Source organism: Limosilactobacillus gorillae, assembly GCF_001293735.1.
GTDB lineage: Bacteria > Bacillota > Bacilli > Lactobacillales > Lactobacillaceae > Limosilactobacillus > Limosilactobacillus gorillae.
Genome location: NZ_BCAH01000027.1, coordinates 1 through 25,869 on the forward strand (window position 1 = coordinate 1; position 25,869 = coordinate 25,869).

At 48.8% G+C, this 25,869-nt stretch carries 25 protein-coding genes; 2 read left to right on the forward strand and 23 right to left on the reverse strand.

The window, feature by feature from the left end; genetic code table 11:
- Window positions 1–36: 36 nt before the first annotated feature.
- From cysK to AOQ57_RS05450, 18 genes are all read right to left on the reverse strand, one after another.
- Window positions 37–978, reverse strand: coding sequence for a cysteine synthase A (gene cysK / locus AOQ57_RS05365; RefSeq protein WP_093625936.1), 942 nt, complete (start codon window positions 976–978; stop codon window positions 37–39).
- A gap of 20 nt (window positions 979–998) precedes the next feature.
- Entirely contained in the window at window positions 999–1,811 is an 813-nt protein-coding gene (locus tag AOQ57_RS05370) for a homoserine O-acetyltransferase/O-succinyltransferase family protein (RefSeq protein WP_093625938.1), read from the reverse strand.
- 18 nt (window positions 1,812–1,829) lie between these two features.
- Window positions 1,830–2,771 (reverse strand): thioredoxin-disulfide reductase, encoded by a 942-nt coding sequence (gene trxB, locus AOQ57_RS05375; RefSeq protein ID WP_093625940.1) that lies wholly within the window; start codon window positions 2,769–2,771, stop codon window positions 1,830–1,832.
- Between the two features lie 206 nt (window positions 2,772–2,977).
- Window positions 2,978–3,394 carry a cupin domain-containing protein gene (locus AOQ57_RS05380; RefSeq protein ID WP_093625942.1) on the reverse strand — a complete coding sequence of 139 codons (417 nt, stop codon included), beginning with the start codon at window positions 3,392–3,394 and terminating at the stop codon, window positions 2,978–2,980.
- A 105-nt stretch (window positions 3,395–3,499) separates the two neighbouring features.
- Entirely contained in the window at window positions 3,500–4,474 is a 975-nt protein-coding gene (locus tag AOQ57_RS05385) for a ketopantoate reductase family protein (RefSeq protein WP_093625944.1), read from the reverse strand.
- A 29-nt stretch (window positions 4,475–4,503) separates the two neighbouring features.
- Entirely contained in the window at window positions 4,504–5,682 is a 1,179-nt protein-coding gene (locus tag AOQ57_RS05390) for a pyridoxal phosphate-dependent aminotransferase (RefSeq protein WP_093625946.1), read from the reverse strand.
- 17 nt (window positions 5,683–5,699) lie between these two features.
- On the reverse strand, window positions 5,700–6,479 hold the full coding sequence (locus AOQ57_RS05395) for a carbon-nitrogen family hydrolase (RefSeq protein ID WP_093625948.1): 780 nt from the start codon (window positions 6,477–6,479) through the stop codon (window positions 5,700–5,702).
- 374 nt (window positions 6,480–6,853) lie between these two features.
- Window positions 6,854–7,765: a UTP--glucose-1-phosphate uridylyltransferase GalU gene (gene galU, locus AOQ57_RS05400; RefSeq protein WP_093625950.1), complete on the reverse strand. Its 912-nt coding sequence runs from the start codon at window positions 7,763–7,765 to the stop codon at window positions 6,854–6,856.
- Window positions 7,766–7,824: 59 nt separating this feature from the next.
- Window positions 7,825–8,835, reverse strand: a complete 1,011-nt coding sequence (locus AOQ57_RS05405) for an NAD(P)H-dependent glycerol-3-phosphate dehydrogenase (RefSeq protein ID WP_093625952.1) — start codon at window positions 8,833–8,835, stop codon at window positions 7,825–7,827.
- Window positions 8,832–9,680, reverse strand: a complete 849-nt coding sequence (lgt, locus tag AOQ57_RS05410; RefSeq protein ID WP_093625954.1) for a prolipoprotein diacylglyceryl transferase — start codon at window positions 9,678–9,680, stop codon at window positions 8,832–8,834. The genes AOQ57_RS05405 and lgt overlap by 4 nt, the downstream gene beginning before the upstream one ends.
- On the reverse strand, window positions 9,673–10,635 hold the full coding sequence (gene hprK / locus AOQ57_RS05415) for an HPr(Ser) kinase/phosphatase (RefSeq protein ID WP_093625956.1): 963 nt from the start codon (window positions 10,633–10,635) through the stop codon (window positions 9,673–9,675). The genes lgt and hprK overlap by 8 nt, the downstream gene beginning before the upstream one ends.
- A gap of 15 nt (window positions 10,636–10,650) precedes the next feature.
- Complete coding sequence (locus AOQ57_RS05420) at window positions 10,651–11,001, reverse strand: phage holin family protein (protein ID WP_093625958.1); 351 nt, start codon at window positions 10,999–11,001, stop codon at window positions 10,651–10,653.
- The gene (locus AOQ57_RS05425; protein WP_235789011.1) at window positions 11,001–11,324 is read right to left on the reverse strand and encodes a PspC domain-containing protein; all 324 of its coding nucleotides are present in this window, start codon (window positions 11,322–11,324) and stop codon (window positions 11,001–11,003) included. Before AOQ57_RS05425 ends, AOQ57_RS05420 begins: the two co-directional genes overlap by 1 nt.
- A gap of 62 nt (window positions 11,325–11,386) precedes the next feature.
- A protein-coding gene (gene prfB / locus AOQ57_RS05430; protein ID WP_157686482.1) for a peptide chain release factor 2 occupies window positions 11,387–12,503 on the reverse strand; the annotation gives its coding sequence in 2 pieces (ribosomal slippage) (window positions 11,387–12,442 and window positions 12,444–12,503; 1,116 coding nt in all).
- Window positions 12,504–12,562: 59 nt separating this feature from the next.
- Complete coding sequence (secA, locus tag AOQ57_RS05435; RefSeq protein WP_093625964.1) at window positions 12,563–14,932, reverse strand: preprotein translocase subunit SecA; 2,370 nt, start codon at window positions 14,930–14,932, stop codon at window positions 12,563–12,565.
- Window positions 14,933–15,112: 180 nt separating this feature from the next.
- Window positions 15,113–15,658, reverse strand: coding sequence for a ribosome hibernation-promoting factor, HPF/YfiA family (hpf, locus tag AOQ57_RS05440; RefSeq protein WP_093625966.1), 546 nt, complete (start codon window positions 15,656–15,658; stop codon window positions 15,113–15,115).
- Between the two features lie 135 nt (window positions 15,659–15,793).
- Window positions 15,794–16,204, reverse strand: a complete 411-nt coding sequence (locus AOQ57_RS08300) for a ComF family protein (protein WP_235789012.1) — start codon at window positions 16,202–16,204, stop codon at window positions 15,794–15,796.
- 260 nt (window positions 16,205–16,464) lie between these two features.
- Entirely contained in the window at window positions 16,465–17,778 is a 1,314-nt protein-coding gene (locus AOQ57_RS05450; RefSeq protein ID WP_093625970.1) for an ATP-dependent helicase ComFA, read from the reverse strand.
- A 64-nt stretch (window positions 17,779–17,842) separates the two neighbouring features.
- Between AOQ57_RS05450 and AOQ57_RS05455 the strand changes: the two genes are divergently transcribed.
- Window positions 17,843–18,481, forward strand: coding sequence for a YigZ family protein (locus tag AOQ57_RS05455; protein WP_093625972.1), 639 nt, complete (start codon window positions 17,843–17,845; stop codon window positions 18,479–18,481).
- Between the two features lie 55 nt (window positions 18,482–18,536).
- On the opposite strand, the gene AOQ57_RS05460 is transcribed toward AOQ57_RS05455, so the two are convergent.
- The 5 genes from AOQ57_RS05460 to AOQ57_RS05480 all read right to left on the reverse strand — a co-directional run bounded on the left by AOQ57_RS05460 (window position 18,537) and on the right by AOQ57_RS05480 (window position 23,730).
- Window positions 18,537–18,791, reverse strand: a complete 255-nt coding sequence (locus AOQ57_RS05460) for a hypothetical protein (RefSeq protein ID WP_093625974.1) — start codon at window positions 18,789–18,791, stop codon at window positions 18,537–18,539.
- 76 nt (window positions 18,792–18,867) lie between these two features.
- A complete protein-coding gene (gene kimA / locus AOQ57_RS05465) occupies window positions 18,868–20,706 on the reverse strand; it encodes a potassium transporter KimA (RefSeq protein ID WP_093625976.1) in 1,839 nt (612 codons plus the stop codon).
- Window positions 20,707–20,953: 247 nt separating this feature from the next.
- A complete protein-coding gene (groL, locus tag AOQ57_RS05470; RefSeq protein ID WP_093625978.1) occupies window positions 20,954–22,588 on the reverse strand; it encodes a chaperonin GroEL in 1,635 nt (544 codons plus the stop codon).
- A gap of 26 nt (window positions 22,589–22,614) precedes the next feature.
- Entirely contained in the window at window positions 22,615–22,896 is a 282-nt protein-coding gene (gene groES / locus AOQ57_RS05475; protein WP_093625979.1) for a co-chaperone GroES, read from the reverse strand.
- Window positions 22,897–23,079: 183 nt separating this feature from the next.
- Window positions 23,080–23,730 (reverse strand): redox-sensing transcriptional repressor Rex, encoded by a 651-nt coding sequence (locus AOQ57_RS05480; RefSeq protein ID WP_093625981.1) that lies wholly within the window; start codon window positions 23,728–23,730, stop codon window positions 23,080–23,082.
- Window positions 23,731–23,896: 166 nt separating this feature from the next.
- Here AOQ57_RS05480 and AOQ57_RS05485 point away from each other — a divergent pair, with 166 nt between their 5' ends.
- A complete protein-coding gene (locus AOQ57_RS05485) occupies window positions 23,897–25,843 on the forward strand; it encodes an ABC-F family ATP-binding cassette domain-containing protein (protein WP_093625983.1) in 1,947 nt (648 codons plus the stop codon).
- Window positions 25,844–25,869 lie beyond the last annotated feature (26 nt).

Here is a 25,869-nt window from a genome sequence, read left to right on the forward strand (position 1 = left end):
CGGTTCTAGGCCCCTTTAATTAACCCACAGCCCCATTTATTTGTCAAAGTCATATAGCTCAGTTGAGAGGTAACGGTCCCCACCATCAGGAGCCACTGTAACGACTTTCTTACCACTCCCCAACTGCTTTGCTAATTGAAGGGCACCGTAAACATTCGCCCCGGCCGAGATCCCCAGGGAAATGCCCTCACGGCGGCCAACCTCTTGAGCGGTCTTGATTGCGTCATCGCTGGCGACTTCAATCACCCCATCGTAAATTTGTTGGTCCAAAGTGGCCGGGATGAAGCCAGCCGAAATCCCCTGGATCTTGTGTTTACCGCCATGTCCCTCTTTAAGTAGCGGTGACTCAGCTGGTTCTAGGGCGTAAACCTTAACCTGATCGTCAGCAGCGGCGGCCTTCTTAAGAGCCCGTCCAACCCCGGTCAGGGTTCCCCCGGTCCCAACCCCAGCCACAAAGGCATCAGGAAGGTTATCCATGCCAAAGGCGTTGATAATCTCTTGACCAGTCATCTGCTCGTGAATAGCTGGGTTAGCTAGGTTTTCAAACTGCATTGGCATGAAGTAACCCTTTTCTTGGACTAACTCGGTTGCCTTGTCAATTGAGCCCTGCATTCCAGTATCTCCCGGCGTCAGGATCAGTTCCGCTCCGTAACCCTGCATCATCTTGCGCCGTTCAACCGACATCGTTTCCGGCATCACAATTACCAGGTGGTAACCCTTAGCTGCCGCTACCATTGCCAAGCCGATTCCGGTGTTTCCTGAAGTTGGCTCCACAATCGTACCACCGGGTACAAGCTTCCCCTCTCGCTCAGCCTTTTCAATCATTGCTAGGGCAATTCGGTCTTTAATCGAACCACCGGGGTTTAAAAACTCCAGCTTGACGTAAACATCCGCCATTTCCGGCTCCACCAGTCGATTAAGTTTTACCATGGGAGTATTCCCAATTAATTGATCCACAGAATCAAAAACCCTTGTCATCCTGCCTCTTCCTTTCATCATTAACCGATTTTACAAACCTTGATTGAACGCTCGGCAGCCACCAAGCGTACCCAATTATCAAAATACTGGGCCTGCGTTTTTTGCCAGCCAAAGCGGGGATCTTTCATCGCCACTTCATCTTGAAAGTAGTGGCTGGGCCGTTGGTAGTGACGCTCCGGGTGTGCGGCGATCTCACGCTGATATTCCTCTAACAGAGCATTTTGCCCGTATTCAAGGTGGGCAAACAAGAAGCTTTGCCCTTCACTACCCCGGGCAGACGTCAGGTACCCCTCCTTGGAGCGGGCTGTCACAGTCAAGTTGGCCCCAATCTGTTCCTCATTTAACTCAGCATAGCGAGCGTGAGGTGCCAGAAAAATCCGGGGGATGTTCGTTAATAAGGGGTCTGGCGCCACTACCTGGTTCTCAAAGACACCAAAGTACTTCTTGGCCAACCGGTGCTTACCCACTCCATAAAGGTAGTTAGCCGCCACCATCGCCCCCCAACAGACGTAGAGCTGAACGACATGGGCCTGGTTTAACGCATCGATCAAATTGCGGACCTCATCGATATATTCAACTTCATCGTAGGCCAGGTTTTCCACCGGAGCCCCGGTAATGATAAAACCATCCATGGCAGTGGCTTGCTTTAAGTCCAAGGGCAAAGAAATTTTAGCAACTAGCTCGGGGACTGGCCGATCGGCATAGTGGCTTACCGGGTAAAAGAAGGTAACTGATACCGGTTGACCAGCTTGCTTTAAAAGCCGTTCGAACCGTTGCTGGGTGGCCACCTTGTCGTGCATGAGATTTAAAATCCCAATTCGTATGGGCGCCATCGTTTCACCACCTCATTACTAGAAATTTTCACTGACATAGTTAAAAACTTGTTGACCAGCAATTGCCCCATCACCGACTGCCGTGGCAATTTGGCGCAGTACAGTGTTGCGAACATCTCCAACAGCGTACACGCCGGTAATGCTAGTAGCCATCTTTTCATCGGTCTTAATCCAGCCTTGCTCATCTAAGATATTAAGGTCCTTGAAGGCGCTCGTCATCGGCACAACTCCCACGTAAATAAAGACCCCGTCAGCATCGATATAGCCGTCCGTGTTCATTTCGTTGTTGTGGGTTTTAACACCGGTTACCTTGTTTTCATCACCCATGATTTCAGTCACTTCGGTATTAAAGATGAACTCCATCTTTTCGTTCTTCTCGGCCCGTTCCTGAGCCACCATCTGGGCCCTTAGGTAGTCATGGCGAACCAAGACGGTTACCTTGTCGGCAAACTGAGTTAGGTACATTCCCTCTTCAACGGCGGAGTCTCCGCCACCGACTACAATTAGGTGCTTATTGCGGAAAAAGGCCCCGTCACAAACGGCACAGTAAGAAACACCCCGACCAGAATATTCCTGTTCACCAGGAACACCGAGCTTACGTTGATCAGATCCAGTGGCGATCACTACGGCCTTAGCAATGAAGGTATCCCCCATGTCAGTCACTACACGCTTAGTGCCGTCTTCGTTAACCGTTAGCACCGTTACTACTCCATAGCTGTAGGTTGCTCCAAATTGGGTTGCCCCATCATACATATCCTGAGCCAATTCCGGTCCCTGAATTGTCTTAAACCCAGTGTAGTTTTCAATGGCGGCAGTGTTATTAAGGTTCCCGCCGTAAATTCCCCGATCTAACAGCAATACGGACAGATTCGCCCGCGAGGCGTACATTGCCGCCGTCATCCCGCCAGGACCGGCCCCAATTACCACCACGTCATAATTAGTTTGTTTCTCATCTGCCATCGTACTTTCTCCTTTAACTCTCGCTTTTTCATATGTTGATTCTATGATACTTGCCTGCTAAAGGAAAGTCTAACAATTTAACTTACTTTTTATTAGTTAAAAAGTAAAAACGCTCTAAACCCGAAGTGAAGTACCCTAAAATCGTTAGACATCCCTCTAACAATTTTAAGGTACTTCAAAGGTCACGAGCGCTTTTGTATTTAACTTTAGTTGTCCAACTTGGCGTAATCACCGTCGGAAACTTCTTCTAGCCATTCCGATGACCCCTTAGTAATGGCCACGTGGCTAAACCAGGAATCTTTAGTTGCTCCGTGCCAGTGCTTAACCCCCTCGTGAATGGCGATTGCATCACCGGGACGCAACTTTTGGGCTGGCTTACCCCACTCTTGGTACCAGCCTTCACCGGCGGTCACCAGGAGCAATTGGTAACCATTGTGGTGAATGTGCCAGTTATTACGGCAACCCGGTTCAAAGCTGACGTTAGCTACGTGAACGTCTACGTTATCATCGGGGGTGATCAAGTTATTCAGATATGAATTCCCGATAAAGTACTTAGCAAAGGCAATGTTCTTCTCCCCAAAGCCAAATTGGCCATTTTTTACTGTTTCTTCATTTTTTACCATCATAAGGTCCTCCATTCACATGTTTTAGTGGTCTTATAATAGCGCTGAAAAATCAAAATGTGAAAGACCTGTTTTGACTTATTTTCCATACCTAACATGAATTAATTATTCACCCTGACCGCGTTGCTGACGAGTCGATTCCGCCAAGTGAACCAGGTTCCGCAAAAAGTTATGGGTATCGGCCTGATAACCGTACTTTTGCCCCAGATCGTAAAGATAACCGTTGATGTAGTCAACTTCGGTTGGTCGGTTCTTACTCATGTCTTGATACATAGATGGGTAGTGAAGCGGGTTGGAAACAGCTGAGACATAGTAAATTGTCTCCCACTCCTGTTCCCGGGTCGAAAGTAGCTGGATACCGGCCCGTTCAACCACGTCATAGGCCTCATTAATGAGCTGCCTGCCCAGTTTTTCGGCCGCCGGTGACTTGATGAACTGCCCCATTTGAATCTCAAAGAGGGTGCAAATCGTATTAATGACCGAGTTAAAAACAACCTTGGTTAAAAGGGTCCCGTAGAAATTATCGGTGAGGTTGCAATGAATGTTAGCCTGTTCAAAATCGGCCACTATCTCCTTAACCCGTGGGTCGTCAACGTTACCGCTTTGCGGGGCCAAGTTGATGGATCCGGCCCCCGGCTTGCCGATAAAGTCGACATCGCCAGCCTTATTCAAGACGGTCCCGATTAAACAGGTTCCACCGATCACATTTTCCTTAGGGAAGTACTGGTTAATCTTTTCAATATGCCCCATCCCATTCATTCCAGTGAAGACATACTGATGGTCTGGCTTAAAGAAGTGACGGCTGCGCTCTAAAAGATTCTGTAAAGTCATCTGCTTAGCAAAGACGATTAAAACATCCGGATCGCCATGATAATTTTCCGGACTGTCAATGTTAATGGGAACCAGGTGACGATTTTGGTGATCACGAGAAACAAAGACCCCACCTTGTTCCTTGATCGTATCAACTTGTGGCTGCCAGTTATCGATAAAGTCCACCTTGGCCCCCATCAACTCCTGTAACAATACCCCAAAGCGTAATCCCATCGCACCGGCTCCTAAAACTGCGTATGATCGTGCCATTACTATTCCCTCCTGTGTACTCATGTTAGCTAATCAAATAGGTGTAAATTGCCAATCCGTTCAACCGCCTCTACCAGTCGCTCCGGTTCAATTAAGAGTCCAATGCGGACATAGCCCTCCCCATGTTGGCCAAAGCCATTGGCAGGAGCTACAGCGACGGCCGTCTTATCCAACAAGAGATCGGCAAAGCTCTGCGACGTGTACCCCTTTGGCACCGGCATATAGGTGTAGAAGGTTCCCCCCGGTACAATCGGGTGCCAGCCAATTCGTTCAGCCGCCTGAATGAAGGCGTCTCGCCGTTCTTGGTAACGAGCCACATTCTCTTGAATTGCTCGATCGCGGCGTGGATCAGTTATGGCATCGATGGCGGCATATTGCAGGGCCGGGAAAAGGGAGACAAAGAGGTGGTCTTGAATTAAGTTCAGGGCCTCAATGATGTCCCGGTTACCGACCGCAAAGGCAATTCGCCAGCCAGCCATATTGAATGTCTTGGAGTAGGTGTAAAATTCAATTCCAACCTCCTTAGCCCCAGGGGTCTGCATAAACGAAATCGGTGTCTTACCATCAAAACCTAGCGCTCCATAAGCAAAATCAGAAATAACCCCCACGTGGTACTTTTTAGCCCAGGCTACCAACTGCTCGTAAAAACCTGGCGTTGCCACCGCCCCAGTTGGATTGTTCGGGTAGTTGACATAAATTAACTTGGCTCGTTCAGCAACCTCTTTTGGAATATCATTTAGATTGGGTAAAAAGTAATTCTCCTCCTTAAGCGGGTAGGTCTCATACTTGACCTTACCAAGGGCCGCCCCAGAAAGGTAGTCAGGGTAGCCCGGATCAGGTAGTAAAAGAGTATCGCCCGGATTCATCAACGCCCACGGCAGCTCGACAAGGCCAATCTTAGAGCCGCCTAAGATAGCAACCTCTTTTTCGGGATTAAAGCAAGCGCCATATTTCTCCTCGTAAAAGTCGGCGGCCGCCTTCTTAAAGGCTGGCAGCCCCCTAAAACGGGAATACTTATGAGTAGCCGGATCGGCAACCCACTTCTGGGTGGCCTCCACGATGTATTCCGGCGTAGGCTTATCCGGGTTTCCCTGGCCCAGGTTAATTACGTCCGCTCCAGTGGCTACCTTGGCGTTAACCTTGGCAACTAAGTTAGCAAAAAACTGTTTGGGAAGGCCCTGCAATAATCTTGATTCGGTAAATTCCATCTCTACTTGCTTCCTTTCTATTGATAAAGGTCGGGGCGTCGATCGGAAAAGACGGGAATCGATCCCCGAATTGAATAGACCTCTTCCGGATCAAAGTCAACATAAGAAAGCCCCGTGGCGTCGTTTGCCTCAAACAAAATTTTTCCCCATGGGTCGATCACCAAGGACTGGCCCCCAAAGCGATTGTTAGAATCAGCACCAGTCTGATTGACTGCCACCACGAAGCACTGGTTTTCGATTGCCCGGGCTTGGTTCAAAATTCGCCAGTGATCAATACGCTGAACGGGCCAGGCCGCTGGTAAAAAGAGAACTTGGCTTTCTCCCCTTGAAATCGTTCGTAACCACTCTGGAAAGCGAAGGTCATAGCAAATAGCACTAACTGCTTTCACCCCGTCGAGTTTAAAGTAGTTTGGTTCACTACCGGCTGAAATGAAATCATCCTCATTCATTAGGCCAAAGAGGTGAACCTTATCGTAGTGGCCCACCAGCTGACCCCTGGAATTAAAAACGTAGGTGGTGTTATAAAAATGTTCGCCCCGTTTGATGGCAACTGATCCACCAACAATGCTGACACCATTTCCCTCGGCCAGCTTAGCCAGTGTCGACCGGGTCCTTTCCCCATTCACATCAGCCAACTTATCCAGTCGCTTAAAGGCGTAACCCGTGTTCCACATCTCGGGAAGTACTACCACGGTGGCTCCCATGGCAGCCGCCTTGTTAACATCGTCTTTTACCTGCTGGTAATTTTGATCTGGCTGACCCAGCCGAACGTTGAGCTGATCAATTGCCACCCTCATCCTCATTCCTCCCTATAAAAAGTCGTCCCCTGCGTCGATTTAAAACACAAAGGACGGGCTTTGCCATGATATACTTTTTGCCTTCTCCCCATGGCGGTCACCACGGGGAACACTGTCTTCTTGATGACAACGGTGCTATGTCGACGAAAACTGCCCCCTTATCCCCCGGCTGGGTGACGACGTTTTCAAATGAGCCCCTTTTTTTTAGTAGCCTGTCCCCCTAACTAAGGGTACCTTGCTTTACTCATCATCACGCTCGTCTTTAATTGTTTTATCATTTATTGATTAGATACTAATCGTTTTCTAATCAAACGTCAACCCCAGGAAAATAAAAAACCACCACCTGATTATTCAGGCAGTGGTTTGATGAAAAACTACTTGGTTGACTTCTTCTTATCTTCAGCAGCAAATTTGGTCCCTAATTCCTTGATGTACTCACGGAGTTCATCCTTAGTTTCTGGGTGCTTCAGGCCGTATTCAATGTTGGTTTCAATCCAGCCAAACTTATTCCCAACGTCGTAACGGTGGCCCTTGTATTCATGGGCAAAAACCCGTTGCGTCTTGTTTAAGGTGTTGATGGCATCGGTCAGTTGGATTTCGTTACCCTTGCCCGGCTTGGTCTTAGCCAAGACATCAAAGATTTCCGGCGTAAAGACGTAGCGGCCAATAATGGCGAGGTCACTTGGAGCGTCCTTCGGATCTGGCTTTTCCACAAAGGAGGTTACGTTGTACAGACCTGGCATAACTTCTTTACTTGGGTTAATCACCCCGTACTTGGACGTATCTTCATGTGGCACCCGCATAACGGCTAAAGTAGAGGCCCCAGTTTCTTCGTAACTATTGATTAGTTCCTTAGTCAGTGGTTCGGCATCGCCGTTAATGTTGTTTAAGTCGTCCCCTAACATGACCACGAATGGTTCATCACCAATGAAGTCACGGGCAGTTAAAACGGCGTCCCCTAACCCACGTGGGTGAGACTGACGAATGAAGTAAATGTTAATGTCCGTGGTTTCCTGAACTAACTTAAGCATCTCATCCTTGTGCTTGTCACGCAGGTTGTCTTCCAACTCTGGGTTTGAATCAAAGTGGTCTTCGATGGAACGCTTGTTTTTCCCATCAACCACCACGATGTCTTCAATCCCGGACTTACGTGCTTCTTCAACGATAAATTGAATCGTCGGCTTATCAACGATCGGTAACATTTCCTTTGCTAAGGCCTTGGTTGCGGGTAAAAACCGCGTCCCTAACCCGGCAGCCGGAATAATTGCTTTTCTTACTTGTTTCATATTAACTTAAATCCTTCCATGCTAAATTCTCGATATGGAGCCGCTCTCATTTTACCATATTATTCTTTTTCTGAAGTAACTTCTCGCTGCATTAAGCCGTCAATGACTGTCTTGATGTCTTCGTCCTCATAAAGAACCCGGTATAAAGCAGCAGTGATTGGCATCTGGACGTGACGTTTCTGGGCTAATTCATAAGCTGCCTTGGTGGTTGCTACCCCTTCGATAACCATTCCCATATTTTCAACTACATCAGCTAGTTTTTGGCCCTGTCCTAGTTGGAAACCGGCCCGCCAATTACGGGAGTTTTGGGAGGTGGCAGTTACCACCAGGTCTCCTACTCCGGAAAGGCCGATAAAGGTCATCGGATCGGCACCAAAGGCAACTCCCAGCCGGCGGATTTCGGCTAGCCCTCGGGTAATTAAAGCCGCCCGAGCGTTATCATGATAACCGATCCCGCTGAGCGCCCCCGAACCAAGGGCAATGATGTTCTTCAGAGCGGCCCCAAATTCAGCCCCAATTACGTCGTCATTAGTGTAAACCCGGAAGTAGTTATTTGAAAAGAGTTTTTGGATTTCCTGAGCATGAGTAAGATTGCTGCAGGCCGCCGTAACCGCCGTGACATCCTTAATAGCAACGTCTTCAGCGTGACTTGGCCCAGACAAGACAACAATCCCCCGCCGGTTAGTCGCCGGAATTTCTTCGGCAAGCATTTCCGATACCCGCTTATAGGTATTTTGTTCCAGCCCCTTCGTTGCGTGAACCAAAAGGGGCGCTGGCATGTCACTTAAAAGGGGCGCTAATTGACCCGCGACCTGACGAACCCCCTTGGTTGGAATCACCATCAGGACTACCTCGGCCCCGCTAACCGCATCTTGCATGTCGGTGGTGGCCACTAGCTTATCGTTGTAAACAAAGTCATTCATGTAGCGGGGGTTAACGTGATCTTGGTTTAACTGATCAACTTGAGCTTGATCCCGGGACCATAGCTTAACTTGGTGGCCATTTTCCACGAGGAGGTTCGCTAAAACGCTCCCCCAGGAACCAGCCCCTAGGACGGCAACTTTTTTCATAATTTCTGACTCCCTTCTGGTACAAACAAACTGGTGTACCAAGGCAAATTGGCATGGTAACGCCGGCGATAAACAATGGTGCAGGCAGCAGCAATTAAAAAGACCACTGATAACCACTGTGAAACACGGAGGGCCCCCAGCATTAGGCTATCGGTTCGCATTCCCTCAACTACCATCCGGACGCTGGCATACCAGCAAACGTAGGTTAAAAAAACCTCTCCCTGCTTAAAAAGATGATGACGGTGACGAAGCAACATTAATACGGCAAAACCCGCTAAATCACCTAACGATTCATATAGAAAGGTGGGAACCCGGTAGTGACCCCCAATGTACATCTGCTGGATGATCCAGTTGGGTAGATGCTGGGCAACCAAAGCTGCCCGGGTGGTGATCACCCCGAAGGCCTCCTGATTCATAAAGTTTCCCCAGCGTCCCATTCCTTGGGCCATGATAACCGTTGGAGCCACTACGTCCAGGAGGGTCCACATGTTGATGTGACGGACATGGCAAAAAACCGCCATGGTTAAAAAGCCCCCGATGATTGCTCCATAAATAGCAATTCCACCGTCCCAGATAGCAATAATCTCACTGGGGTGGGCGGAATAATACCTCCACTCAAAGGTAACGTAATAAGCACGGGCACATATAATTGCAATCGGCAGCGCCCAAAGCAGGTAGTCATAAAAGACATCTTCGACCAGCCCCAGCCGTTTCCCTTCCCGGATCGAAAGCCATAGGGCTAATACCACTCCGGTTGCAATGATAACCCCATACCAGTGGACGGTAAAGGGACCAAGCTGAAGGGCAATCGGGTTTAACGCCCCAACCACAGCTAACTTAGTCATTATTTTCCTCCTCCCGGTCCCGCTTTGAGTTTTGCTTGATCAAGCGGTTTAGGTTCTCATCAAAGGTCTTGGTAGCATCATACCCCATCGTCTGTGCCCGGAAGTTCATAGCCGCCGCTTCAATAATAATTGCTAAGTTCCGCCCAGTCTTAACCGGAACGGAAACTTTCGGAATGGTCACGTCCTGAATCACCTGGGTATCACCCTGATCCCCTAAGCGATCGAACTGGGTGTCCGGCGTCCACGTCTCCAAGTGAACGATAAAATCAATCGTATCCTGGGGAAGGACTGCTCCAGACCCATACAGGGTCATCACGTCGATGATCCCAATTCCCCGAATCTCCATCAGGTGCTGTAGGATTGCTGGCGCTGCCCCAACCAGAGTCTGTTCATCCCGGGCGTAAACCTCCACCCGATCATCGGCAACCAAGCGGTGCCCCCGCCGGACAAGTTCTAGCGCTGTTTCTGACTTTCCGACTCCGGAATCTCCGGTAATCAAAACCCCCACTCCACTGATATCAACTAGAACCCCGTGCAGGGATTCCCTAGGGGCCAGTCGTCCCACAAGATAGGAGGTCATGTTCCCCAGGATCCGTGATGAAGTTAACGGTGTTCCCAGGATTGGAATGTGAGCCTTGGCGGCCGCTTCCGTAAGCTCCACCATTACCGGTAAGTCCGTTGATACGACAAAACACGGTGTCTGTGGGGTGCACATCCGTTCCACGTATTCCCGACGTTTCTTAGCAGGGACTTCCTTAGCAAAGGAGGTTTCCGTGATCCCCAGCAGCTGAATCCGCATGGCTGGGTAGTGTTTAAAGTAACCGGCAAATTCCAACGACGGTCGACAAATATCACTCGTGGTAATCTTACGGTTAAGATACTCTTCCCCTTGCAAAACCGTTAGGCGAACGTTCGTAGCCAAGTCCGCAACGGTTACTGAATCAACATTGGGCATGCTGTTTCCTCCTTACTACTCTGCAAGATGACTGCTGATAATGGTGTTGCAAACTGACATGATCAAGGCAATCAACATTGCCGACCAAAAAGAAGAGAAGTGAATCCCAGGACCCACGAGACTAGCCGTCAGTTGCAGCATTAACCCGTTGATGACAATTGAAAAAAGCCCCAAGGTTAAAACCGTGATTGGTAACGATAAAAGTACCAAGATTGGCTTAATGAGAGCATTTAACACCGCCAACACTACCGCTGCTAACACGGCTACCCCAATGCTAGTAACGTAAAACCAACCGGTATTAGCAAAGAGACCGGCTAGGGCTACGAATAGGATGGCATCAATGATGATATTTTTAAAAAAGCCCATTATTTTTTCTCCCTCCGGTTAACATCTCTTTCCTCGACGTCATGAAGCTCACGCCGTCCTTGGCCTGACTGTTTCGACCCCTGCCTTCCCCAAAGAGGGTCGCTAAAAGAGCCGCCGTTATCCGTTTCCGAGGGTATGATTACCATCATAATCAAGTAAATGGCAATTCCCGGAACGATCCCGGTAACGGCCATCAGAATCAGGTAAATCAGGCGTAGTCCAAAGGCCGAAATGTTAAAGTAGGCCGCCAGGCCCCCAAAGACCCCCGCAAGTACGCGATCTTTTCGGGAGCGGGTCAGTTTCTTTTGCCGTGGTCGTTGCATAAGCATCCTCCCCTTCTCTTTTTGATTATCTTACTTGCTTTTTAAACGTGGTGCAATCCAAGCTACCGGGAATCCTTCTGGGCCAAGTTCCACTGCAGGTAGGCATTAATAAAGGCGTCCAAATTTCCGTCCATCACGCCAATGACATCATGGGTTTCATAGCCGGTCCGGGCGTCTTTAACTAGGGTATAGGGATGGAAAACGTAGGAGCGAATCTGAGAACCCCAGCCGATCTCCTTTTGTTCTCCCTCTAGCTTAGCCCGTTCCTTAGCCTTTTTCTCTTCTTCCAGCTCATATAGCTTAGACTTAAGCATGTTCACGGCGGTAATTCGGTTTTGCAACTGAGAACGTTCTGCCTGCGAGGAGGTGACAATCCCGGTTGGTAAGTGGGTAATGCGGACTGCTGATTCAGTTTTATTGATGTGTTGTCCCCCGGCTCCAGAGGCCCGGAAGGTATCAACCCGTAAATCAGAGGGATCGATGTCAACCACAATCGACTCATCTAAAATTGGCATCACGTCGACCGAGGCAAAGGAGGTATGGCGCCGGGCCGCTGAGTCAAACGGTGAGATCCGCACCAACCGGTGAACGCCCTTTTCAGCGTGCAGGTAACCATAGGCGTTATGACCCTTAATTAAAAGAGTAACACTCTTGATTCCGGCTTCTTCACCGGCTTCATAGTTGGCCGTTTCAACGTCAAAGCCATGCTGGTTAGCCCAGCGTAAGTACATCCGTAGGAGCATCTCGCCCCAATCCTGAGCTTCGGTTCCCCCAGCCCCGGGATGGATTTCCAAAATGGCGTCGTTTTGATCGTAAGGGCCATCCAAAAGCTGTTCCAGACGGTAGGACTGTAGCCGATCTTGAACCAACGGGAAGGTCTCTTCCATTTCTTGCTTAAGGTCCTCATCATCTTCTACTCGTAGCATCTCAATTGTCAACGCCAGTTCTTCCACCTGTTCCTTTAAGGATAAGAAGTTATCACGGCGCTTCTTTAGTTCATTCACGACGGCTACCTTCTTTTGGGCTTCTTGATTATCGTTCCAAAAGTCCGGCGCCGTCATCTCGTGTTCGCCCTCTGCGATCGATTCATTCAAGGCATCGAGGTCAAAGAGACCTCCCGAAGCGTGCAACTTCAGCCTGCATTGCTTCTATCTGTTTTGTGGCTTCACTTAGTTCCATATTTTACCTCAATCAAAAAGGCGGTCGCGGTACCGTTTCGGACTGCCACCGCCTAGTTTTTAACGCGTTACATTTTGCCGAATTTCTGACTTCATGAACAGCCGAGTCGTTTCGTATTCAATATCGGCGACCATCTGTTCAAACATCCGGTAACCAGTTGTTTGGTACTCAACCAGCGGGTTCTGCTGTCCATAGCCCCGTAGCCCAACGGACTGGCGGAATTGATCCATGGCATCGATATGGTCAGTCCAGTGGGCATCAACCACCCGCAAGATCACAACCTTTTCGAATTCCAGCATCTGGGAGTCGTCGTAAAGTTGGTGCTTCTTTTCTTCGTAAACCTGCTCGGCAAAGTCCGTCAGTAAGTCGACCATTTCGGCCTTGGATTTACCTTCCAGCATGGAGACATTGATCTGATCCGGCTTGACCAAAACTTCAACGGCAAAGTCAACGATTTCTTGTAGTTTCCAATCCTTCTTATCACCCAGGGTGTGGGCATCGATGGCTCGCTCAATGGTCCGTGTAACCATCGGCATTAGGACCCACTTGAGTGAGTCAGTTTCGGTAATAACCTGCTGACGTTCCCGGTAAATAATTTCACGTTGCTCACGCATCACATCGTCATATTGCAAAACGTTTTTCCGTGAGTCGTAATTATTCCCTTCAACCCGCTTTTGGGCCGATTCCACCTGGTGGGTTAAGAAGCGGGATTTGATGACCACGTCCTCGTCATCTTCGTCAGTTTGAAGCCGTTGCAAGAAGTTCTTAATCCGGTCGCCCCCAAAACGTTTCATCAGGTCGTCTTCTAAGGATAGGTAGAACTGGGATAGACCAGGGTCCCCCTGCCGACCAGACCGTCCCCGGAGCTGATTGTCAATCCGGCGAGATTCGTGCCGTTCAGTCCCAATGACCGCTAGACCGCCGATTTCCTTAACCCCAGGGCCGAGCTTAATGTCGGTTCCCCGTCCGGCCATGTTGGTAGCAATCGTTACCGCCCCGACTTGCCCGGCATTCTTAACGATCTCGGCTTCCCGAGCGTGGTTCTTGGCATTCAAGACCACGTGTGGAATCTTTTCTTGGTCCAAGAGGTGTGATAAATACTCAGACGTTTCAACGGCCACCGTCCCTACCAGGACTGGTTGTCCCTTCTCATGCAGCTCCTTGATCCGCTTAACCACGGCCCGGAACTTACTTTCTAAAGTTGGGTACAAAAGGTCTGGTTCATCCAGCCGGGCAACTGGCCGGTTAGTTGGAATCGTGATCGTTTCCATGTTGTAAATTTCACGGAATTCTTCCATTTCCGTTCGGGCCGTCCCAGTCATTCCGGCTAATTTAGAATACATCCGGAAGAGGTTTTGGTAGGTGATGTTGGCCATCGTCTTGTTTTCTTCCTGGATCTCAACACCTTCCTTAGCTTCAATCGCTTGGTGGAGGCCATCGGAGAAGCGTCGTCCTTCCATTACCCGTCCAGTAAAGGAGTCAACAATTAAGACTTCGCCATCATTAACCACATAGTCCTTATCCAAGAGCATGATGTAATTAGCCCGCAGGGACTGGTCTAAGTGGTGAGTCAAAGCGGTATTTTCCGGGTCATAAAGGTTTTTTAAGTTAAAGTACTTTTCGGCCTTCTTGATCCCTTCATCGGTTAAGGAAACCGTCTTGGATTCCAGATCAATCTTATAATCTGCTTCATTCTTTAAGGTCTTAACAAAACGATCAGCCTGTTGGTAAAGTTTTGACGTCCCCGTACCCGGCCCCGAAATAATTAAGGGCGTTCTTGCTTCATCAATTAAGATTGAATCCACTTCGTCGACAATGGCAAAGTTAAGTCCGCGCTGAACTTGGTCTTCCTTGTAGACGGCCATATTATCGCGTAGGTAATCAAATCCAATTTCACTGTTCGTCGAGTACATGATGTCACAAGCGTAGGCTTTCCGCTTATCATCCGGTGACTTTTGAGCCCCATTGACCCCGACCGAGCAGCCCAGCCAGCGGTACAGCTGTCCCATTTCTTCGGCATCCCGTTCGGATAGGTATTCGTTAACGGTGATAACGTGAACCCCTTTGCCACTCAAGGCGTTAAGGTACACAGGCATCGTAGCGGTTAGAGTTTTCCCTTCCCCGGTCTTCATTTCGGCAATGTTCCCTTCGTGTAAAACGATCCCCCCCATGATCTGGACGTGGAATGGAAACAGTCCTAAGACCCGCTTAGCCCCTTCCCGGGCAACGGCAAAGGCTTCTGGTAAGAGGTGATCTAAGTCTTCCCCATCCTGAATCCGTTGCCGGAATTCCGGTGTCTTGGCCTTTAATTCATCATCGGTTAACTTGGCCATTTGGTCCTTGTAACCATCAACCCGGTTAGCAAGACGGTTAATTCGCCGCAGTTCACGCCGGTCGCTTTCAATCCACTTTCTGAGTATATTCGCCATTAAGCGTCCCTTCCCTTTATTCTAAGATTTGGGGAATCACTGGCCGCTTGCCATCCCCTTTTTTCATCGAGATAATCTTATCAACTTTCAATTTTACCATGTTTGGACCTGCAATGAAAACTAATCACTCGAACTAAAAAAGGCGGTGACAAAATGATCACCGCCCCTTTTTTACTAGTTTTAGTTGACTTCGATTAACCCATAACGGCCATCATTACGACGGTAGACCACACTAGTCTCGTTCGTTTCGGCATCCTGGTAAACAAAGAAGTCGTGGCCCAACATGTCCATCTGAAGAACGGCTTCCTCAGAGTCCATTGGCTTCAGGGAGATCTGCTTGGTCCGAACGATCTTCAGACTGTCGCTCGCCTCTGCTTCTTCACTCAAAGTGTCAACAAATTCAAGGTTCTTAAAGCCCTTTTCCCGTGACTTACGGTTAACCTTTGTCTTGTACTTGCGAATTTGACGTTCTAGTTTATCAGTAACTAGATCGACACTGCCGTACATATCGTTAGAGGTTTCTTCTGCCCGAAGCATCAGGTAAGGCAACGGGATCGTTACTTCCACCTTGTAAGTACGGTTAGAGTACACCTTCAGGTTAACGTGAGCATTAGCTTCCACGTTAGGTTCTAAGAACCGCTCTAACTTGGAGATCCGCTTCACCACGTAATCACGAATGGCATCAGTAACTTCAACGTTTTCACCACGAATATTGAATTTTAACATTGCACTTCTCTCCTTTCAGTACAAGCACCGGCTTGTTCTGATATCAGAAGGACCACTCTTCTCATATCCTATCTTTATTATAAGGGATTAAATCGCATTTAACAAACAAGATCTGGAAATCGCTTCCACTATCTCTTAATTAGCCAACGTTACCCCACAAATTGTCTTGCATCCAGCATCCTTGATCAATTCAGCCGCGTGATACATTGTTCTCCCGGTTGTAAAAACATCGTCGACCAAGACGACCGATTTACCGGCAACCTTATTAGATGAAAGGAGCCTAAAGGGCTGGGGAGTGGCCAAGCGTTCTTGGCGATTCTTAACCGATTGGGGGCGTGGCTTTTCCTGGTCCTTCGTGATTAAAAGTGATTGATATTGGCACTCCAATAACCCCTTAACCTGATTAAAACCTCGCTCCTTTTGGGTTGCCGGGTGAAGCGGGAGTGGAATCACCACCTCAGCACCACTCTCTTTCACTAAGGCCGTTAGCTCGAAACTAAAGGCCTGGTGTAACCGGTAATCTCCGGCAAACTTATAGGCGTGCATAAACTCTTTCATCGCTTCATTGTAGCTAAAGCACGCCCGGACTGATAAGCAAAAACCGACCCGCTCTTGCCATGCCTGACATTCCGGGCAAATTTGATTAAAGCCTTGCCGCTGACAGCCGGGACAGCCCTTTCCACCTGCTAAGGGAATAAAACGACTACGGCAGTTCTTACATAGCCGCGGGGACCGTAAAGCCTTCAAAGATAAAAGATCCCTAATCGGTGGGTGCCACTTGATTAGAGCGTTACACAGTAAGCATTTCATTTTAACTTCCTCGCGCGTCGGTTCATCTCGGCAATCTGGCGCCGGGCTTCTTCAATCCGGCGCGAATTTTCCTGAATCCAAAAGGTAACGGCGCCCCCAGGTCGCTCAAGAGACCGCCCAACCCGGCCGGCAATCTGTACCAGGGCTGCCGTTGAAAAGATCTCCGAATCGGCCCCTAGGACCCCCACGTCAATTCCGGGGAAGGTCACCCCACGCTCTAAAATCGTTGTCGTCACCAAAAAAGCCAATTGATGATCGCGCATAGCTTGAACCTTATCTAGGCGGTCGGGGTCACTGGCGTGAACGGTCATAAACTTAACAGCTCCCAGCTCGTTTTTAAGGGCTCTGGCTATTGGGACCAGATCGACCACGTGGGGGACGAAGAGGAGGAATTCCTGGTGTCGTTTAATCCTCGTTACTAACCAGGTCTTGGTTTGACGTGGCAAGACCCCCTTATTTAATTTTTTTCGCCACCTCCCCACTAGAACCGTTTGAATTTGGGGTAAGGGATGGCCATGAAACCGCTGAGGTAGGTAGGATACCTTTAGTTTCTTCTGGCGTACCCTTTCCAAGAGTTCCTTACTGGGGGTGGCAGTCAAATAAAGCAGCCCGCCATCCTCTTTGATTGCCTGACTAGCGGCAAAGTGGAGGCCGGGATCACTGGCAAAGGGAAAGGCATCTACCTCATCAATCACTAAGTTGTCAAAGGCATGGTAAAATCGGAGCAGTTGGTGGGTGGTACAGATTGTTAACTGGCGGTACTGATACGGCTGAGGATTCTTACCATGCAAAAGGGCGATCGGCACCTTTTTAAAGGCTGCCTGCAGGCGCGGGTACAGCTCTAAGCATACGTCAACCCGCGGGGAAGCGATGGCTACTCGTTCGCCCCGCTTAAGTGCCTCCGTTAGTGCCAGAAAGATCATTTCCGTCTTTCCCGCCCCAGTTACCGCCCACAAAAGCCGGTGGTGGTGCTCGGCCATCCCCCTCGCCACTTCCCTTGCTACCACTTCCTGAAGTGGGCTTAACTGTCCTTGCCAGGAACAGGGATCCGGCAGAGGCGAGAAGTGATTGGGCTCTTCAAGGTGATAAAAATAATCATGACTTGTCACCCGCCCCAAATTCAGGCACACTGGACAGTAACAGGACCCGTCCGGCAAGGCCACGTCCGTCTTTTTGAGCCGGGCATTGCAGCGTCGGCAAATCACCACACTCCCCCGGATGACCATCGTTTTTTCACCTACTAACCCGAACGGGGCCGGCTGGGCCTGATTAATTAACACCCGTCGCCCATACAGTTGCTCTTTTTGCATTTCACTCCCCCTTTATCATTTAAATACGGGGAAAATTACTAAACTGACGTAAGGAGAAATATTTTTGACAGAATCCTACTTAACCATTCAAAGTGGAACTGAATACGAAGCCATTATTAAAAAGTCACGTTTTATTTGCACCCTGGCCCGGGTGGAAGACGAGCAGGCCGCCCAAAACTTCATCGCCACCATCAGCAAACAAAACCGTAAGGCCACCCATAATTGCTACGCCTACCTGCTGGGCAACCAGGATCAAATCCAGCGGGAAAGTGATAACGGTGAACCAAGTGGTACGGCCGGTGTCCCTATCTTAGAGGCCTTACAACTCGCTCACGTTCACAACGTCTGCGCCGTTGTTACCCGTTACTTTGGTGGGATTAAGCTGGGCGCTGGCGGTTTAATTCGTGCCTATTCTAACACCACCACCGATGCCATCCACCAAGCTGGAATTGTTAAACGTGTTACTCAGCAAGTGGTGGCAATCACTACCCCCTACAAGTTAAACGACCAGGTCCACTACTACCTGCAGCAAGCGGGGCTCGCCCTAGCTGGGGAGGAATACGGTACCGACGTCACCATCAAGGTCTTTATCGACTTAAAAGACCTCGATAACCAAATTACCGCCCTTACTGAGCGGTTCAACCAACAACTTAAGATAAAAAAGGAGGATCGTCGTTTCCACGAGATCCCCGTCAAAGATTAACTTAATAACGCCCCGTACATTCCGGATAACGCCGAATTTACGGGGCGCTTTATTTTCAAAGCAGTTGTTCGAATAGGTTTAAGATCACTAAGACTAGGCAAAGGAGGGCCAAAGTGAGTGTAACGTGGCGGACCCGTTGCTCCCCTTGCCGCCATTCTTCTAGGTGGGCGATCAGGTAGGCCCCAACCAATAAAAAGCTTCCCAAAACACCGTATAAACCCGAGTGAAAGTGCTGGTGCTGAATCGTAAAGGACATCATTAAGATAACCCCGCTCAAGCCCATGGCTACAATCAAAAATTTACGCTTCATAATTTCCCCATTTCCCGGGAAATATTTTCCCGCTAAAAGAAGGGGGAGTGGCCGTCTGCCTCTCCCCCCAAGTAATTTATTCGTGTAAATGGTAGTTGTACGTTGAGACAATAATGTTTTCCCGCGAATTTAGCAGAGCCCGTAGACGCAAACTAGTCTGGTTGTGCAAAGCCATTTGCCACGGGCGCTTCGGTACAAACTGTGGTACCAAGACAGTAGTTGAGTAGTTCTTATCGGCTGCCCGCTTAGCAATTACGTCAACAAAGCGTAAAGTTGGTCCGGCAATTGACCGATAGGAAGAATGGATATCAACAAAACGGACATCCGGGAACTCCGCCTTAAATTCATTAGCCGTCTTATGCTCCTTACCTGGGTTTTCGTCAAAGGAGACGTGCATGGCGATCACGTAGTCCCCAATTGAGCGAGCGTAGTTAATAGCCCCCTTGGTAACCTGAGTTACGTTCCCAACCAGGACAATCACGGTTGCACCGTCGTAGTCATGAAGTTGTACCTTTGATTTTTCGGCAACCCGTAGTTGCATTCCTACCTTGATGTAGTGGGTATGAACAGCATGGAAAAGGTACAAAAGGACCGGCATGATGATTAAGTACGGCCATACATTGGAGAAGTGTTGCCAGAACAAGAAAATCACCAGGGCCAATGAAATCAAGGCCCCCACTAGGTTAATAGCGGACTTAACCAGCCAGCTACCCTCCTTTAAGCCAAACCAGTGAATGATCATCCCGGACTGCGATAGGGTAAATGGAACAAACACCCCAACGGCATACAGTGGAATCAAGAGGTTGGTTTTCCCGTGGAAGAGGATGATTAAAATGATCGCCCCGACCGCTAAGGAAATAATCCCGTTGGAGTAGCCCAGCCGGTCCCCTCGGTCCATGAAGGCGTGTGGTAAATACTTATCCTTGGCCATGTTAAAGGCAAGGATCGGAAAGGCTGAGAACCCGGTATTGGCTGCCACAGCCAAGATCATGGCTGTTGATAGCTGCAGGAGGTAATAGCCTAACCCTTCACCACCAAAGACCGCCGCCCCAATCTGGGAAAGGACCGTGTGGTGTGGGTTAGGGACAATCCCCAGATAAAAGGATAGGAAGGTCACCCCAGCAAAGAAGGCTGCTAAGATCAGGCTCATCATCGCCAAGGTGTTGGCAGCATTCTTCTTTTTGGGTGGGATAAAGTTCGGCACCGCGTTGGAAATCGCTTCAACCCCGGTCAAAGAAGATGACCCAGCTGAAAAGGCACGAATGAATAGGATCGCCGACATCCCGGCTACCGGCGTCCCATAGTTAGCCGTTGCGTGGTAGGCAACGTGGCCGGTAGCAATATTGTAGCCTCCCCAAATAATCATCGCCGTCATCATGATCACGAAGAAATAGACCGGGATGGTGAGAAAGTTAGCACTTTCACTCATCCCCCGTAAGTTCATGAACATGATAATCAAAACGATTACTACTGAGATATGAACGGAGTACTTGTAGAGCGATGGAATTGCCGAAGTAATAGCCTCTGTTCCCGAGGTCGTCGAAACCGCCACCGTCAACATATAATCGACTAACAACGATCCCCCAGCAATCAAGCCCCCGTTGCTCCCCCAGTTTTTGGTAGCGACTACGTAGGCTCCCCCACCACTCGGGTAGGCATGTATAATCTGCCGGTAAGACAGGGTAATTGCTAATAAAAGAATTAACACAATGCCGGCAATCGGTAAGGAATACCAGATGGCGGCCGTCGAAAGGGTTACTAAAACCGTGGTAATCTGTTCGGTACCATAGGCAACTGACGACAGGGCATCCGACGAAAGCATGGCTAAGGCCTTGAACTTCGTCAAGTGTGACTGTCCTTCGTCAAGCGTCTTTAAAGGTTTCCCGATTAAGACACGTTTAAGATAGCGCCACATAATTTTGTCTCCTCTTAAAGATAAGTCAACAGCTATTCTACACCCCGATTTCACCGAATACCACCGTTTCCAATAAAAAGGCCTGCTCGGTAGTACGAATTCCCTCCTCACCCGGCCAGGCAAAGAAGCTCCATCCATAACATTTACTTCCGGGTAAGTCACCAAATTATGCGACTCACCCCAATATATTGAAATCAAAAAAAGACTGCGATAATTTTATCACAGTCCCTTAAAGAACGTTATTTAATTACATCATACCGCCCATGCCACCAGCAGCTGGTCCTTGTGGGGCAGCAGCATCAGCTGGTTGTGGCTTGTCTGCAACAACGGCTTCCGTCGTTAAGAGGAGGGCAGAAACAGAAGCAGCGTTTTGAAGAGCAGAACGGGTAACCTTGGTTGGGTCAACAATCCCGGCTGAGACCATGTCTTCAAACTTATCATCGGCTGCGTTGTAACCAACACCCGACTTTTCTTGCATCAGTTGGTTAACAATCACGGAACCTTCTAAGCCGGCGTTTTCCGCAATTTGACGAACCGGAGCTTCCAAGGCAGCCTTAACGATCTTGACCCCGGTTGCTTCATCACCAGTCGTGGAAGCTTCAACTTCTTCCAGTGCTGGAATAACGTTAACGAGGGCCGTTCCACCACCAGGAACAAAGCCTTCTTGTACGGCAGCGCGGGTGGCGTTCAAGGCGTCTTCAATCCGGTACTTCTTTTCCTTGAGCTCAGTTTCAGTTGCGGCCCCAACCTTAACTACGGCAACCCCACCAGCCAACTTAGCAAGCCGTTCTTGAAGCTTTTCTTTGTCAAAGTCGGAAGAGGTTTCTTCAATGGCCTTCTTGATCTGTTCAACCCGTTCGGTAATCGCATCCTTGGCACCACTACCGTCAACGATCGTGGTTTGGTCCTTAGTGACCGTTACCTTGTTGGCAGAACCAAGTTGTTCGATCGTGGCATCCTTCAGTTGCATGCCGAGGTCGTCAGAAATAACGGTCCCACCAGTCAAAATAGCGATGTCTTCCAATTGAGCCTTACGACGGTCACCGAAGCCCGGTGCCTTAACGGCAACTACGTTAAAGGTTCCCCGAATCTTGTTTAAAACAAGGGTTGGGAGTGCTTCCCCAGTGATGTCATCAGCGATGATCAAAAGGGCGCGCCCTTGTTGAACAACAGATTGCAAAAGTGGCAAGATGTCTTGGATATTAGAGATCTTCTTATCCGTGATCAAAACGTATGGGTTATCCAGATCGGCTTCCATCTTGTCGTTGTCGGTCACCATGTATTGGGACATGTAACCACGGTCAAAACTCATCCCTTCAACCACATCAACGCTGGTGTCAACCCCACGGGAGTCTTCAATCGTGATAACCCCATCGTTACCAACCTTTTCCATTGCGTCGGCAATCAGCTTACCAACTTCCTTGTTGGCAGCGGAGATCGAAGCGATTTGAGCAATGTCGTCCTTGGTCTTAACATCGTGGCTCATCTTCTTCAAGCCTTCGACAGCCGCTGCAGTTGCCTTTTCAATCCCACGACGAATGCCCACTGGGTTAGCCCCGGCAGTTACATTTTTCATCCCTTCGGTAACAATTGCTTGGGTTAAAACGGTAGCAGTCGTGGTCCCATCACCGGCAATGTCATTAGTCTTAGAGGCAACTTCAGAAACCAGCTTAGCCCCCATGTTTTCGAAGTGGTCTTCTAATTCAATGCTCTTGGCAATTGTCACCCCATCATTAGTGATCGTTGGAGAGCCGTAGCTTTGTTCCAAAACAACGTTGCGCCCCTTTGGACCAATCGTTGTCTTGACCGTGTTTGCTAACTTATCAACCCCACGTAACATTGCGCTGCGGGCATCTTCTGAAAACTTTAATTCCTTTGCCATCTTTATATCACCTCATTGAATCCTTATTAGTCAACAACCGCAACTAAATCCTTTTCGTGAACAACCAGGTAGTTTTCACCATTGTATTCCACTTCGTTGCCGGCGTACTTGTCAAACAAGACTTTGTCGCCCTTCTTAACGGCAACCGCCACTACTTGACCATTAGCCAACATACGACCTTCACCAACAGCAACTACCAATCCGGTGGTCGGCTTGTTCTTCGCGTTGGAGGCTAAAACAATCCCCCCAACGGTCTGTTCTTCTTCTTGAGCCTTTAAAACGACACGATCTCCTAATGGTTTTAACACGGTTATCCCTCCATTATTTTGTAATCAATGATTAGTGGTTAGCAGGGGGCGGAGCAACTGCTAGCACTCGCAGCTCCCAAGTGCTAATTACATGTTCTAATATAACACCTTTCCGAGGGAATGCAACCGAAAAATCCTGACTAATTTTGACCAAATAAAAAACCGCCCCACGGACGGCTGTAGTTACTTATCTTCGGTAGCAGTAACCTTGTTACTTTCAATAAAGTAAATCAGGGTCTGCAACTCATTAGTCAGGTCAATATTTTGAACCTGGACGTCTTTTGGAACGGATAGACGCACTGGCGTAAAGTTCAAAATTCCGTGAACCCCTGCTTCAACTAGCTGGTCAGTTACCGCTTGTGATTCGGAACCTGGCACCGTTAAAATTACGGCATCAATTTGTTGTTCACGAATCTGTTTTTTCATGTCTTCGACCGGATAAACTGGAATCCCACTCTTAACGGTGTTAGCCAGTGACTCCTTTGGATCAAAGGCTGCCGAAATTCGTAAGTTCGTGCTCTGGTGGAAGTTGTAATTCATCAGGGCCGACCCTAAGGACCCAACCCCGACTAAGGCAACGCTGGTCAACTTATCTTGCTTCAAGATCCCCTTAAAGAAGTTCAGCAGTTTTTCAACGTCATAACCGTACCCCCGCTTACCGAGTTCCCCAAAGTAGGAAAAGTCCCGCCGAATCGTGGCTGAGTCAACCTGGACGGCTTCAGAGAGTTCCGTTGACGATACCCGGCGCTTATTTGCATTCAACAAGACGTTTAAGTATCGGTAGTATACGGGTAAGCGCTTGGCTGTGGCACGGGGAATTTTACGAGTTGGCATAATAATTTCTCCATTTCAATTAATTGTGAAATAAGATTCCTTATTTATTCTAACAATCCATCGTAAGTTTGTGAACTAACATTCATTACTTTTCAGCTATTTTTTCGGTTTTACACTAAACTATGCTAAACTTTTAAGTAGCTAAAATAGGAAAAGGACGAACCATATGCTGTTACTTCAAACCAATGATGTCCTCCGCCGCTTCGGTACCGACGTCTTATTTCACAATATTAACCTCCGGGTCGTTGATCACGCCCGGGTTGCCTTAGTTGGGCGTAATGGAGCCGGTAAAACAACCCTGTTAAAGATGATTACCGGGATCACCCAACCGGATGAAGGAACGATTGTCAAAGCTAAGGGGCTCTCAATTGGCTATCTGGCTCAGGATCAGGGACTGGACAGCCAAAACTCAATTTGGGCGGAGCTAGATACCGTCTTTACCCCAGTTCACGAAATGGAAGATCAGATCCACCGGCTGGAATCCCTTCTAGCCACGGTCGATTCAGCCACCGACCGCTACCAGGAAATCTTAAATGACTACGACCACGTACAAAGTCAATTTCAGGAAGCTGGGGGCTATGAAGTCGATTCCCGGATACGGGGGGTTCTAACCGGGTTTGGTTTTGATGAAAAAAGCTACCAACGCCCTGTCAACTCTCTTTCCGGGGGGCAAAAGACCAAGCTCGCCTTAGCCAAGATCTTATTACAAGCACCGAACCTTCTAATCTTAGATGAACCCACCAACCACCTCGACATGGGGGTCTTAGCCTGGTTAGAAGATTACCTCAAGGGGTATTCAGGCGCCCTTTTAATTGTTTCTCACGACCGGTACTTCTTGGATCGGGTGGTTAATGAAGTCTACGACCTGGATAACCAGACCTTACTCCATTACACGGGAAACTACTCCGCCTTCGTTAAAAACAAAACCGCTCGGCTAGCCACTGAAATGAAGCACTACGAGCAGCAACAAAAAGAAATCGCCAAGCTGGAAGACTTCGTCAACAAGAACCTTGTTCGAGCCTCAACGACTAAACGAGCCCAGGCCCGGCGTCGCCAACTTGAAAAGATGGAGCGCATGGACCGTCCTCAAACCGACGACAAGTCAATCCACTTCTCCTTCACTTCTAATAAAGAAAGCGGCAACGAAGTCCTCGACGTTGAGGACCTCAAGATTGGCTACCAAGATACTATCTTGGCCGGTCCTTTAACCTTCAAGGAACGAAAGGGCCAGCGCATCGGCATCATCGGCCCCAACGGGATCGGTAAGTCAACACTTTTAAAGACCCTTTTAAAGAAAATGCCGGCCCTGGCCGGAACAATTAAACTCGGTGCCAACCTCGATATTGGTTACTATGACCAGGAGCAACAGCAACTTCATCCCGAAAAAACGGTGCTGGATGAGGTGTGGGACGACCATCCGGAAATTAATGAAACCGAGATCCGCAACCTCCTTGGCTCCTTCTTATTTGTCGGTGATGACGTCTACAAAAAGGTTAGCGACCTATCCGGGGGACAAAAGGCCCGCCTGGAACTCACTAAGCTTTCCTTTAAACCGATTAACTTCTTGATCCTTGATGAACCAACTAACCACTTAGACATCGACAGCCGGGAAGTTTTAGAAGGGGCAATTAATGACTTTGACGGCACCGTTCTCTTCATCTCTCACGACCGTTACTTCATCAACCAGGTTGCCACTGACGTCTTAGCAATGCAAAAAAACGGCATAACTCACTATCAGGGTGATTATGACGACTACCTAAGGGCGATCACGGTTAATCAACAAAAAGGTGCAGATAATTCCACAACCCCCGATCAAAAGCAAACAACTAAAACTATTTCTACGGCCCAGCAGTCTTACCGCCAGAACAAGGAAAACCAAAGGGCCCGCCGTAAGCTTCAACGCAGGGTTAACGAACTCGAGGAGCAAATGGACCAGCTTACTGAACAACAAGGACGTATCGAAACCCAAATGGCCGATCCGGAAGTGGCTACTGACGTTACCAAGTTAACTGACTTACAAAGGGAACTAGATGCTACCACGAATCAGCTCGAAGAAGTCGAAGAACAGTGGACCAGTGCCGCCGAAGAATTAGAAGAATTTGATAATGAATAACAAGGAGACTGTGATGGCTTTATCAC